General features: G+C 66.1%; 12 protein-coding genes. 6 read left to right on the top strand and 6 right to left on the bottom strand.

The genetic code is table 11. The annotated features are described in order from the left end of the window. Positions 1-72 precede the first annotated feature (72 nt). A complete protein-coding gene (locus IPM60_11530) occupies positions 73-576 on the bottom strand; it encodes a hemerythrin domain-containing protein (protein MBK8908499.1) in 504 nt (167 codons plus the stop codon). 197 nt (positions 577-773) lie between these two features. On the opposite strand from IPM60_11530, the gene IPM60_11525 reads away from it, so the two are divergent. The 4 genes from IPM60_11525 to IPM60_11510 all read left to right on the top strand — a co-directional run bounded on the left by IPM60_11525 (position 774) and on the right by IPM60_11510 (position 2,454). Next, on the top strand, positions 774-1,358 hold the full coding sequence (locus IPM60_11525) for a 2-oxoacid:acceptor oxidoreductase family protein (protein MBK8908498.1): 585 nt from the start codon (positions 774-776) through the stop codon (positions 1,356-1,358). A 66-nt stretch (positions 1,359-1,424) separates the two neighbouring features. Then, a complete protein-coding gene (locus tag IPM60_11520; protein MBK8908497.1) occupies positions 1,425-1,796 on the top strand; it encodes a DUF2237 domain-containing protein in 372 nt (123 codons plus the stop codon). 168 nt (positions 1,797-1,964) lie between these two features. Next, the gene (locus tag IPM60_11515; GenBank protein MBK8908496.1) at positions 1,965-2,162 is read left to right on the top strand and encodes a Flp family type IVb pilin; all 198 of its coding nucleotides are present in this window, start codon (positions 1,965-1,967) and stop codon (positions 2,160-2,162) included. Between the two features lie 40 nt (positions 2,163-2,202). Further along, the gene (locus IPM60_11510; GenBank protein ID MBK8908495.1) at positions 2,203-2,454 is read left to right on the top strand and encodes a hypothetical protein; all 252 of its coding nucleotides are present in this window, start codon (positions 2,203-2,205) and stop codon (positions 2,452-2,454) included. A gap of 11 nt (positions 2,455-2,465) precedes the next feature. On the opposite strand, the gene IPM60_11505 is transcribed toward IPM60_11510, so the two are convergent. Continuing rightward, positions 2,466-3,446 carry an SDR family NAD(P)-dependent oxidoreductase gene (locus IPM60_11505; protein MBK8908494.1) on the bottom strand — a complete coding sequence of 327 codons (981 nt, stop codon included), beginning with the start codon at positions 3,444-3,446 and terminating at the stop codon, positions 2,466-2,468. Positions 3,447-3,661: 215 nt separating this feature from the next. Here IPM60_11505 and IPM60_11500 point away from each other — a divergent pair, with 215 nt between their 5' ends. Beyond that, entirely contained in the window at positions 3,662-4,342 is a 681-nt protein-coding gene (locus tag IPM60_11500; protein ID MBK8908493.1) for a hypothetical protein, read from the top strand. Between the two features lie 14 nt (positions 4,343-4,356). On the opposite strand, the gene IPM60_11495 is transcribed toward IPM60_11500, so the two are convergent. Beyond that, on the bottom strand, positions 4,357-5,091 hold the full coding sequence (locus IPM60_11495; GenBank protein MBK8908492.1) for a copper resistance protein B: 735 nt from the start codon (positions 5,089-5,091) through the stop codon (positions 4,357-4,359). After that, positions 5,088-6,926 (bottom strand): copper resistance system multicopper oxidase, encoded by a 1,839-nt coding sequence (locus tag IPM60_11490; protein MBK8908491.1) that lies wholly within the window; start codon positions 6,924-6,926, stop codon positions 5,088-5,090. Before IPM60_11490 ends, IPM60_11495 begins: the two co-directional genes overlap by 4 nt. A 246-nt stretch (positions 6,927-7,172) precedes the next feature. On the opposite strand from IPM60_11490, the gene clpB reads away from it, so the two are divergent. Further along, entirely contained in the window at positions 7,173-9,761 is a 2,589-nt protein-coding gene (gene clpB, locus IPM60_11485) for an ATP-dependent chaperone ClpB (GenBank protein MBK8908490.1), read from the top strand. A 65-nt stretch (positions 9,762-9,826) separates the two neighbouring features. On the opposite strand, the gene IPM60_11480 is transcribed toward clpB, so the two are convergent. Together IPM60_11480 and IPM60_11475 are read right to left on the bottom strand one after the other, a co-directional pair. After that, complete coding sequence (locus IPM60_11480) at positions 9,827-10,537, bottom strand: rhomboid family intramembrane serine protease (GenBank protein ID MBK8908489.1); 711 nt, start codon at positions 10,535-10,537, stop codon at positions 9,827-9,829. Between the two features lie 105 nt (positions 10,538-10,642). Then, complete coding sequence (locus IPM60_11475) at positions 10,643-12,127, bottom strand: M23 family metallopeptidase (GenBank protein ID MBK8908488.1); 1,485 nt, start codon at positions 12,125-12,127, stop codon at positions 10,643-10,645. Between the last annotated feature and the right edge of the window lie 314 nt (positions 12,128-12,441).

The raw sequence follows: 12,441 nt of genomic DNA, 5'->3' as shown, positions 1-12,441 counted from the left end.
CGGCGCCGGCGGCAGCGCGCTTGGCGGTGAAAAGCCGTGCTGCTGAGCTTTCGGAGATGAACCGGTGGGCCTTTAAGGCGTATAGTCCTTGTAGCGGGCGGCGAGCTCCTGATCCGTCTCGGCGTCGACGAGGACGTTGAGGGCGCGGATCAGTCCCATCTCTTCCTTCTGAATGTGGAACGATTCCCGTTCCATCAATTCCATGACCTGATCGCGGAACTCGCCCCACGAGGCGGCATCGAACCCGGCGTCGAGGGCGTCGCGGACGATGATGTCGAGCCCTCCGGCCAGCGGCCGGATCGCCTGATGCTCGTGGGTGAGGAGGTCCACCATGTCCCCTGCGCCCCGTTGCCGCAGGATGGGGAACAGCACTTCCTCCTCGAACGAGAAGTGACGATTGACGTCGCGATCGATCACATGGATGAGACGCTCGAGATGGCCGCGATCGTCAGGGTCCTCGACGTCCATCGGCTGGTCGGGGGCGCGGTCGAGGATGATGCCCTCCAACTCGTTCAGAACCGACAGGGTCGCTTCATGCTCTTCATGGAGCATCCGGCCGACCTCGGACCCGCTCATCTGCTGCATATCGTCGCATCCCGCTGCCGAAGGTTGTCACTGCGCCTCGAGGCCCATGTGTCGGCCGCGCCGCCGTCGGGTCCATGACGATCGTCAATCGGACATGGCGGCGGCGCATCCTCGAGCCATCATATTTGACGTGGCGAATGACCGGATTATGCCTTAGTCCTGCGGGAGCAGCGAGCGGAACAAGTGTGATGAGCGGAATCAGCGGGAACGACGTCCACGGGACCGTGGAGATCCGGTTGAGCGGATCCGGCGGCCAGGGGTTGCAGCTCTCGGCGAGCGTCCTCGCCGAGGCGCTGGTGCGCGCGGGCAGGTGCATCGCGCAGTCGCAGAGCTACGAGCCCACCTCCCGCGGCGGCATCAGCCGCTCCGATCTCGTGGTTGGCGTCGGCGATGTCGGCTATCCGCTGGTCACCCGCATCGACTACCTGGTCATCCTCGACGACGTCGCCGCCGGCGCCTCCGACTTCGCGCTCGCGCCCTGCTCCCTGGTGCTGTGCGACAAGACGCGGGTCAGGGCGGGCCCCTCGGGCGCCGGCGTCGTCCGTATGCTGCCGTTCGCGGAGACGGCGCGGGCCCTGGGTTCGGATCGGGTCGCCAACATGGTAGCGCTCGGCTGCCTCGCGGCGGTCAGCGGGCTCTGCGGGCAGACGTCCCTGGAGGCGGTGCTGCGGGATGAAACTCCGCCGAAGTTTCTTGATCTCAACACGGAGGCACTGGCAGCGGGATTCCAACTTGCCACAGGCTTCGAACGTTCCGCCGCAGAAGCCTCATAATGCTACCCTTTTGCCACTGACACTCGAGCAGGTAAGGCCGCCATGGACCAGACGACACGCATCCCGATGATCGACAGCCGCAACGTGCTCGGAGAGCCGTTGCAGCCGTGCAGCACGACGCCGATGACCGGTTTTTTCCGCAATGGTTGCTGCGACACCGGACCGCAGGACCTGGGACTGCACGTCGTGTGCGTAGAGGTGACAGCGGACTTCCTCGCGTTCAGCAAGTCCCGCGGCAACGACCTGTCGACGCCGGCGCCGGGGTCCGCCTTTCCGGGCCTGAAGCCGGGGGACCGCTGGTGCCTGTGCGCGGCGCGCTGGCAGGAGGCGTTCGACGCCGGTATGGCGCCGCGAGTGGTGCTCGCCGCCACCCATGAGGCGTCGCTGGAGATCGTCCGGTTCGCCGATCTCAAGGCCTACGCCCTCGACCTGCAGTAGCGGCCCCTCCCGAGCGGTGTCCTCGCCTCCGGCACACCGTCGTGGGACCGTATTGGGGGTGGACAAGAAGGTGCAAAGTCTCCTAAAATGCATCTATAAGATGCAGTTTTCGATCCGGCGCGGGGCCCGGATCGGGACAGGGTCCGACGGACAATAAGGAGACGGGACATGGTTGTTGCGGTGCTGGGCAAGCTGTTGGCGGACGAAGGGGGCGGACCTGCCATCGAATACGGGCTCATCGCGTCCCTCGTCGGCGTCGCGGCTTTCGGCGGTCTCCAGGCGTACGGATCATCGCTGGAGGCGCTGTTCGGCAGTGTAATCGTGGCGATCGACCGGGCGGTATCCGGCGTCGTCAGGGTGCTCTGACAGAAAACGCGCCGTTGCTGCGCAAGTCCTGGAGTTCGCGATGAGCGGTTGGGGATGTCCGCACGAGGTCGATGGCCGCTGCCGGCGCGTCGAAGGGCGGCCGTGCGACCCGGGAATGAAAGGCTGCGTCCTGTTCGGCCGCTTCGTGTTCTCCAATGCCGACAAGAACCGGCCCGACAAGGACCGGCCCGACAAGAACCGGCCGTCGGAGCCCTTGGCCGCTGCCTCGGGCGCTGCCGGAATCGGCGCCGGTGCTCCGCCGCCGCTGCGGCCGGGCAACCAGCGAACCTGAACAGCGATGCGCTATACCCGGTAGTAGTCTTTGTACCAGGCGATGAAGCGGGGAATGCCGTCGGCGATGCTGGTCCGGGGCTCGAAACCGAGGTCGCGGCGCGACGCCTCGATGTCGGCGAACGTCTCCTTGACGTCGCCCACTTGCATCGGCAGGAGATCCAGGGTCGCCTTGATCCCCAACGCCGCCTCGATGGTGCGAATGAAATCCATAAGCGACTCGGAGCGATGGTTGCCGAGATTGTAGATCCGGTTCGGCGCCGCGCCGTCGGCGGCCGGCGGCGGCCGGTCGAGGCAGGCCACGATGCCGGCGACGATGTCGTCGACGTAGGTGAAGTCCCGGTGCATGTCGCCGTGATTGAACACCGGAATGGGCTCGCCCGCCAGAATCGCGCGGGTGAAGATGAACGCCGACATGTCGGGCCGGCCCCACGGCCCGTACACCGTAAAAAAGCGCAAGCCGGTCAGCGGCAACCCGTAGACATGGGCATAGGCATGGCTGATACCCTCCATCGCCTTCTTCGTCGCTCCGTAGAGCGACACCGGCCTGTCGACCTGGTCGTCGATGGAGAATGGCAGATCGGTGTTGGCGCCGTAGACCGACGAGGACGACGCGTAGACGAAGTGCTCCAGCCGGGGGAGCGTGCGGCAGGCTTCCAGAAGCACCACGTGGCCGTCGATGTTGGAGCGGAGATAGGCGTAGGGATTGACCAGCGAGTAGCGTACCCCGGCCTGCGCCGCCAGATGCACGACCCGGGTAATGTCGGGATGCCGCGCCACCACCGCATGGACGGCGTCGCGGTCGGCGATGTCGATCTTGGCGAACGTGAAGCCGACGCGGTCTTCGAGCCGGGCAAGGCGCGCTTCCTTGAGGGTCACCTCGTAGTAGTCGTTCATGTTGTCGATGCCGACCACCGTCTCCCCCCTGTCGAGAAGCGCCGCCGCCGTCTGGGAGCCGATGAACCCGGCCACTCCCGTGATCAACACCGTCATGGCGCTCCATCTCCTTGATTCAGTTCGTCTCAGTCCCGGTCGTCGGCGGCTCGGTCGGACCATGACGCGCCAAACCGCTCCTGCCCGGGAATCGGACCTGTGGGGGAACCTCCGCGAAAACTACAACCTGCAGTAACTTTCTTCTCGCCAGCGCCGTGGCTTCACGATATGATCAATTCAATAAGAAGCCGAGGTCATAACAAGGGGCGCAGGCAGTGGCAATGGACAATGGGGGCGTCAGCGAAGGCCCCCCGCAGGGCAGCAACAACGCCGGGACCATCACCGGCGGCAATGGCAACCTCGGTAAAACCAACGTGGACAACGGCACCGACGGCAGGCGCGACAATACGGCGGCAGCGCTCGCGGACGTGACCGCCCGGCTTCAGGCGCACTCGGAGTCGTTGCGCCGCGATATTGGCCGTTTGCAAAAGGCCCTCGCCGACATCGACGGCGCCATGGCGACCTCGCTCGCCAACGCCGACCGCATGCGATCGAGCACGGAGAGGTTACGTCAGGTGTTCGGCCCCCCCAAGCGCCCAATCCGGACGCCGAGCATGCGCCGGCCCAGCGCCGCCGCTCCGCAACCGCCGATCCCGGACAACCGCTGCGGAAGCGATCGGCGCTGTGTCGCCGACCGCCGCCGCCCGGCCGCCGAAGTCAGCGGCCTGTTGCGCTGGATCGAAGGAACGTCACTGGATCGCCGCAGGAGCGACGAGCGTCGGCGGTTGTCGGACCGCCGCCTCGGCGAGTCGGGATCTTCCACGACGCGCGGGCCGGTCGGCACATGCTCCGTCGAGGCACCGTCGCGCTCGTTGGCCATCACCCCGGCGAACAACATCGTGTCGCTCGCCGCCGTGCGCGCCGACCGCAGACGCGCCGCGAAGAGCAAGCCTTAGCGTCCGCCTGAGCACTAGAACCAGAGGCGGAGGCCGGTGACGAAGCGGAGGCTGTCCTTGTCGTCCTCGGCTGCCTCGTCCCGCACGTATTCGAACCCGACGTAGGGCGCGACCTCGCGGATGATCTCGTAGCGGAGCCGCACCCCGGCCTCGAGTTCGGAGAAGCCGCTAACCACATCCCGGCGCTCGATGTCGTGGGTGGAGAGGTTGACCTCGACACGCGGCTCGGCGATGAGCCTTTGCGTAACGAGCAGGTCGTAGGCGCCTTCGAGGGTGAACTGCAGGGCCTCATCGTTGACGTAGGCGGTGGCCTCGACCTCGAAGAAATAGGGCGCCAAGCCCTGAACGCCGACCACCCCGTCCCACGCCTGGGCTGGTTCGAAGGTGGAGCGGACGCCGATCTGGGCGTCCCAGAACGGCGTGATGGTGCGGCTGTAGAGCACCTCCAGATCGGCGGCCTCGAGCTTGCCCTGGTCGAGGACGTATTCGCCCTCGGTCCTCAGCCACAGCTTGTTGTAGTCGCCGCCGATCCAGCCCTGCGCGTCCCAGACGTAGAACTGGTTGTCGTCGTCGATCTGGTACTCGTTTCGCTCCGCCATGAAGAATGTGAAGATCTGCGAGTCCATGACGGGCTCCGGCCAACCGGCAGGCGCGCCGTCCGGCGTCTGCTGAGCGCTCGCCTGTCCCGCCGCCGCCGTTATGAGCAAGGCACCCGAGACGAGCATGCCGCATCGTCGCAAGATCATCATGCCCGGCCCTCGTGCGGCGACACCTCGACCACCCGGAACATCCCCATTTCCATATGGTAGAGCAGGTGGCAGTGGAACGCCCAGCGGCCGGGCGCATCGGCGGTGATCAAGAGCGACATGCGCTCGCCGGCCTTGACGTTGACGGTGTGCTTGCGCGGGATGTATTGCCCGTGGTCGTTCTCCAGTTCCATGAACATGCCGTGCAGGTGGATCGGGTGCTCCATCATGGTGTCGTTCACCATGATGAGGCGCAGCCGCTCGCCGTGGCGGAACGGGATCGGCGCCTTGACCTCGCTGAACTTCTTGCCGTCGAACGACCACATGAAACGGTCCATGTTGCCGGTGAGGTGGATCTCGATTTCCCGCTCCGCCGGCCGCTGGTTGAACGGCGTGACGGACCTGAGATCGGTGTAGACGAGGACCCGGTGACCGACGTCTTCGAGGCCGGTGCCGGGCTCAGCGAGCCGATTGCGCTCGACGTGAGCGATTGTGGTGTTGCCGGGGCCGTGGGTGTCGGGGCCGTGGCGGGCGACGATGGGCCCCGCCTCCTCCATCATGCTGCCGACCCGCCCGCCATGCTCAGCCCCGTGGCCGCCCATGGACGAGTGTCCGGCGTGGTCCATCCGGCCGCCTTCGGGCATTGCATGACCGCCGCCCGCCATCCCTGGCGGGGCGGTGTCCTTCATCTGCATGCCGCCCATGTCCATGTCCTTCATGTCCATCCCCATGTCGACCATGGTGCGCAGCGGCCGCGGGCGCAGCGGCGGGATCGGCGCCGCCATGCCCTCGCGCGGGGCGAGGGTGCCGCGCGCGTAGCCGCTGCGGTTGAGGGACTCGGCGAACAGCGTGTAGGCGCGATCGGACTCAGGGCGGACGATCACGTCATAGGTCTCGGCCACGGCGATCTGGAACTCGTCGATCTCGACCGGCTCGACGTTCTGGCCGTCCGCCTGCACCACCGTCATCGGCAGCCCTGGAAGGCGCACGTTGAAATAGCTCATGGTGGAGGCGTTGATGACTCGGAGCCGCACGCTTTCGCCGGGCGTGAACAGGCCGGTCCAGTTCGTCTCGGGGCCGTGGCCGTTGATCAGATAGGTGTAGACGGCGCCGGTGATGTCGGCGATGTCGGTGGGGTCCATCCGCATCCGGCCCCACGCATCGCGGTCCTTGAGCGTCGCGCCAAGACCCGCAGTGGCGATGTCCTCGAAAAAGTCGCCAACAGTGCGTTTCTGGAAGTTGTAGTAGTGACTCATCTTCTTGAGCTGGGCGAACACCCGGTAGGGGTCCTCGAACATCCAGTCGGAAAGCACGATGACGTGCTCGCGGTCGTACGCGAACGGGTCGGGATTTGCCGGATCGATAATCATCGGTCCGTAGTGGCCGAGCTGTTCCTGAAGCCTGGTGTGGCTGTGGTACCAGTAGGTGCCGTACTGCTTGACGGGATACTCATAGGTGAACGTGCTGTTGGCGCGGATTCCGGGAAAGGACACTCCCGGCACGCCGTCCATTTGGAATGGCAGCAGAATCCCGTGCCAGTGGATCGAGGTATCCTCCGGAAGGCGGTTGTGCACGCGGATGGTCACCGTCTCGCCCTCCTTGAAGCGCATGAGGGGCCCGGGAACGCCGCCGTTGAGAGTGATGGCGGAGCCGGTACGACCGTCGATCGTGATCGGCGTCTCGGCGATGGTGAGGTCGAATTCATGCGGACCGGTGCGGGGACCGGAGGCCGGCACGGCGCCGGCCACATTGCGCGCCCAGGCCGGAAGCAACCCTTGAGCCGCCAGCAGCAGGCCGGCGGTCGACGCCGTCTTCAGCATGCGTCTTCTCGTAATCATGTCAGTCGCCGCCCTTTCGTATCGTCATGTCCGCTTTATTCTCGAGCGCTTGGCGCCAATGATCTCGAGGCGGACAGAATTGGTTCCGGCTGACGCAACCGTTTGGCCCTTGGCCGCCCCACCGGCATCGCTTGCAGACCGGCCACGCCGGAACATATCTAAAACTCGAGTAACCGCAGAAACTTAGGGGTCTTGCGTTGCCGCGCCAAGGGACGCCGGATCCTGTCGGATCGGAGAGGTGTCACCATGAATCTCGAGAAATATACCGAGCGCTGCAAGGGGTTTCTGCAGTCGGCGCAGACCCTGGCGCTGCGCAGCAATCATCAGCAGTTGACGCCGCTGCACCTTCTCAAGGTGCTGCTGGATGACAAGGAAGGCTTGGCCGCGAACCTGATCCGCGCCGCCGGCGGCGACCCGGCGCGGGCGCTGAAGGGGACGGAGTTGGAACTCGGCAAGCTGCCGCAGGTTTCCGGCGGCTCCGGTCAGGTCTATCTGGCGCCGGAAGGCGCGCGTCTGTTCGATCAGGCGGAGCAGATCGCCGAAAAGGCCGGCGACAGCTTCGTCACCGCCGAGCGGCTGCTGCTGGCGCTGGCGTTGGCGGCAGGGACGCCGGCGGCCAAGGTGCTGGCCGAAGCCGGTCTGACCCCGCAGAACCTGAATCGCGCCATCGAAGAGCTGCGCAAGGGGCGCTCGGCGACCAGCGCCACTGCCGAAGACACCTACGACGCCCTCAAGAAATACGCTCGCGATCTGACTGCCGCAGCCGCCGACGGCAAGCTCGACCCGGTCATCGGCCGGGACGAGGAGATCCGCAGGACCATTCAGGTCCTGTCGCGGCGCACCAAGAACAATCCCGTCCTGATCGGCGAAGCCGGCGTCGGCAAGACCGCCATCGTCGAGGGGCTCGCACAGCGCATCGTCAAGGGCGACGTGCCGGAAACGCTGAAGGACAAGCGTCTGATGGTCCTCGACCTCGGCGCCCTGGTCGCCGGCGCCAAGTTCCGCGGCGAGTTCGAGGAACGGCTCAAGGCGGTGCTGTCGGAGGTGTCGGCCCAGGAGGGCGATATCGTCCTGTTTATCGACGAGATGCACACCATCGTCGGCGCCGGCGCCGCCGAGGGGGCGATGGACGCATCGAACCTGCTGAAACCGGCGCTCGCCCGTGGCCAGTTGCACTGCATCGGCGCGACCACCTTGAACGAATACCGCAAGCATGTCGAGAAGGACGCGGCGCTGGCGCGGCGCTTCCAGCCGGTGTTCGTGTCGCAACCGACGGTCGAGGACACTATCTCGATCCTCCGCGGTCTCAAGGAAAAGTACGAGTTGCACCACGGGGTGCGCATCACCGATGCCGCCACCGTTGCCGCTGCGACCTTGAGCAACCGCTACATTGCGGATCGATTCCTTCCCGACAAGGCCATCGACTTGATGGACGAAGCGGCGTCTCGCCTGCGCATGGAAGTGGATTCCAAGCCCGAAGAGATTGACGAACTCGACCGCCGAATCATCCAGCTCAAGATCGAGCGCGAAGCCTTGAAGAAGGAGACCGACCGGGCGTCCCACGACCGCCTCGAGAAGCTGGAGAAGGAACTGGCCGAGCTGGAGTCGCGATCCAACGAGCTGACCGCCCAATGGCGCGCCGAAAAGGAAGCCATGGCCGGCGCCACCAAGCTCAAGGAGGAGTTGGAGCAGGCGCGCTTCGAGGTGCAGAAGTGCCTGCGGGACGGCCAGTACGAGAAGGCGGGGCAGCTCCAGTACTCCGTCATTCCCGGACTGGAAGCGAAGATCAAGGCCGCCGAAGAGGTCGAGCAGCACCGCATGCTCGAAGAAGCGGTGACCGCCGAGCACGTCGCGTCGGTGGTGTCCCGCTGGACCGGTATCCCGATCGACAAGATGCTGGAGGGCGAGAGGGAGAAGCTGCTGCAGATGGAGAACAATCTCCGCAAGCGCGTGGTCGGCCAGGACGAGGCGCTGACTGCGGTCGCCCAGGCCGTGCGCCGGTCGCGGGCAGGCCTGCAGGACATCAACCGGCCGATCGGCTCGTTCCTGTTTCTCGGTCCCACCGGCGTCGGCAAGACGGAGTTGTGCAAGGCGCTGGCGGAGTTCCTGTTCGACGACGAGACGGCGATGGTCCGTGTCGACATGTCGGAGTACATGGAGAAGCACTCGGTCGCCCGCCTGATCGGCGCGCCGCCCGGTTACGTCGGCTACGACGAGGGTGGTGCCCTGACCGAGGCGGTGCGCCGCCGGCCGTACCAGGTCATTCTGTTCGACGAAGTGGAAAAGGCGCACTCGGATGTCTTCAACGTCTTGCTGCAGGTGCTCGACGACGGGCGGCTGACGGACGGGCAGGGACGCACGGTCGATTTCCGCAACACCATGATCGTGCTCACCTCGAACCTCGGTGGCGACATTCTCGCCCACCAGGCCGAGGGGCACGACTCGGAGGAGGTGCGCGATCAGGTAATGGCCTTGGTTCGTGGCGCTTTCCGCCCGGAGTTCCTGAACCGGCTCGACGAAATCATCCTGTTCCACCGGCTGTTCCCGGAGCATTTGGATACCATCGTCGAGATCCAGTTGCAGCGCCTGAAGTCGCTGCTCGCCGACCGCAAGATCACGCTCGACCTCGATCCGGCGGCGGTCGCGTGGCTGGCGCGGCAGGGCTACGATCCGGTTTACGGCGCCCGGCCCCTGAAGCGGGTGATCCAGCGCCACCTTCAGAACCCGCTGGCCAGCCTGATCCTGGAAGGGCGCCTGGCGGAGGGGGAGACCGCCCACGTGTCGGCCGGCGACGGCGGCCTGGTCATCAACGGTGTCCGGGCGGAGGCGGCATAGGGAGGATATTCGCGCTGATGGTTCGGCGCGCTTGCCCATGCTGAGCATGGCGAAAGGCGGGATGGTTACCGTGTCCGCGACCAGGGGCCGCGGTGGCGGGGTGGGCGGGTGAGCCACAAGGCGATCGCCAGGCCGGCGACGAAGCCGCCGATGTGCGCCCACCAGGCGATGCCGCCGCCGGCCGCGCCGCCGCCGAACGTCGTCCAGCCGCCGAGGATCTGAAACGCGAACCAGATGCCGGTAAAGACCAGCGCCGGCAGGTGGAACACGAGCGGAAAGACGAAGAAGATCGGCTGGATGACGGCGACCTTGGCGCGCGGGTGCATCAGCGCGAAGCCGCCGAGCAGTCCGGCGATCGCGCCGGAGGCGCCCAGCACCGGCACGGCTGAATCGAGGTTGAAGGCGAGGTGGGCGACGCTGCCGGCGACACCGCAGACGAGGTAGAACAAGAGGAAGCGCCAGGGGCCGAGGCGATCCTCCACCGGCAGACCGAACAGCCACAAGGTCCACATGTTGACGATGAGGTGCAGGGCATCGCCGTGCATGAAGGTGTTGGAGATGACCGGGAGAAAGTTGGTCGGGTCGAGGCCGTAGGCGCGCGCCACGGCGGGATGACCGTACACCGCGGGGATCAACGCGTAGCTCATGATGAACTCGCGCGCCGCGCGCGGCGCCAGTCCGAGTTGCAGAAAATAGACGCCGATGTTGACGACGATCAGACTCATCGTCACGACCGGCGAAGCGTTGGCGGAAACCGTTGTGCGGAACGGGAACATGACGCCCCAGCCTACGCGGCGGAGTCCGCAGCCGCAACACGCGCCGCTCAGGCCGACCCGGCTCGGGTCGGCGCTCGGCGTTCGAAGCAGACGGCGCGCTGCGGCCTACAGCCCTGCCAGCAGCGACTTCGGACGCGGGGTCGGAGCGGGCGGCATCGACGCAGGAGGTCGGGCCGCCGCGCGCAAATCGCTGTCGGTGCTTTCGAGCGCTACCGCGCCGGCGCCCGGCACGAGGGAGGCGAGGTGGCGTTCGCTGTCGGCGACCAGCGCTTGGAACCGCTCGCGGGCGCGGCCCGTCAACGCGCGGCCGGGCAGTCGCTTCAGAGTGGCCGGGTCGATCTGCCGGCCGTTCAGCGACACCTCGTAATGCAGGTGCGGACCGGTGCTGCGCCCGGTGCTGCCGACATAACCGATAACGTCGCCCTGCTTGACCCGGGAGCCACGGCTGAGACCGCGCGCGAAACCATTCATGTGGGCGTAGGCGGTGGCGTAGCCGGCGTTGTGTTTGATGCGGATGTACTTGCCGTAGCTGCCCTTGCGGCCGATTTCGGTGATGCGGCCATCGCCGGCGGCGAAGATCGGCGTGCCGGTCGGCGCGGCAAAATCGATGCCGCGGTGCATGCGGTTGTATCCGAGGATCGGGTGCCGGCGCATGCCATAGCCGGACGACAAACGCGCTCCGTCGACCGGGGTCCGCATCAGGGCCTTGCGGGCGCTACGTCCATCGGCATCATAAACGTCGACGACGCCATCGTCAGTGGTGAAGCGATACAGGACCTTGCGCTCACCCTTCACCGTCAGTGCCGCGGCCACGACGCGGCCGGCGCCGACGCGCGTACCGTCCTCGGATGTCAGTTGCTCGAACAGCACCTCGATCCGGTCGCCGCGCTGGACGTCCCGCTGAAAATCTACATCCCAGGCGTACATCTTGAGGACCTCGGCAAGCACCGACGTCGGGATCCCGACTTGCTGGCCCGCCGCGAAGAGGCTGGAGCGAATTGTCGCCGCCGCCCCATAGCCGGATCGAGACACCGGGACCATGTCCGTAAAGGCGACGAAGCCGCCATCGTGCACGCGCCGCACCCCGACCTCGGCGGGAAAGCGGCTCGCCAACCGCAATCCGGACAGGCGCGCCGGCTCGCCCGCGGCCATGGGTTCGAGATCGATGGTAATGTTCTGGCCGACCCGAATGCGGCGCGGATCGAAGAGGCCGCGGAGCGCGGCGATCGCGGCCTGCGCATCATCGCGACCGACGCCCAGGTCCTCCAGGACGCCCGTCAACGTATCGCCGCGGCTGAGCCGGTGAACGCGTTGCGCTTCCGGCTCCCCGGCGGCCGGTGCGTCGTACATTTCATTCTCATCCACGCCATCTTCGCCGAACGGCTCGGAACGTTGCTCGGCATCGAGATCGGCGGGCGACGCACCCTCCGGGACGTCCGCCGGGTTGGCGTCACCGTCAGCGCCCGGGAGGGAGAGCGCGGCGGCGATAGGCGGTTGAGATACGGACGGCCATGCGGGCGTCGAATGGACGGAATTGACGGCAGTCGACGCCGATGCGCAGAGAACGGTACCGGTCGCGAAGGCGCCCACGGCTGCGCGCTTCCAGAAGGGGAAACAGCGCCCCGGGCGGAGCTTTGAGACGTCAGTCAGGATCCCACTCCTCACGGCGATCATGGTGCAGAAAGACCTGAGGGTGATGCCGGGGCCGCTCTCCGATGTCAACCGTCTCAGGCGGGAATCTCCTCCTTCCATCGCAACCTGTGCTTCCAAGAACTTTAAGTACCCCGTACGGGCTACTATGCCTACTACGATCAATGCTTTCGTCGACCATAGGGATACTTCACCAAGATTTTATTAAGACCGAGTGTTTGACGGCGCGCGACTCGGCTGATACGCGTTTTGAA

The organism is Rhodospirillales bacterium, assembly GCA_016710335.1.
Lineage (GTDB): Bacteria > Pseudomonadota > Alphaproteobacteria > Rhodospirillales > Defluviicoccaceae > JADJXQ01.
This window is presented reverse-complemented; position numbering and strand designations above follow the sequence as displayed.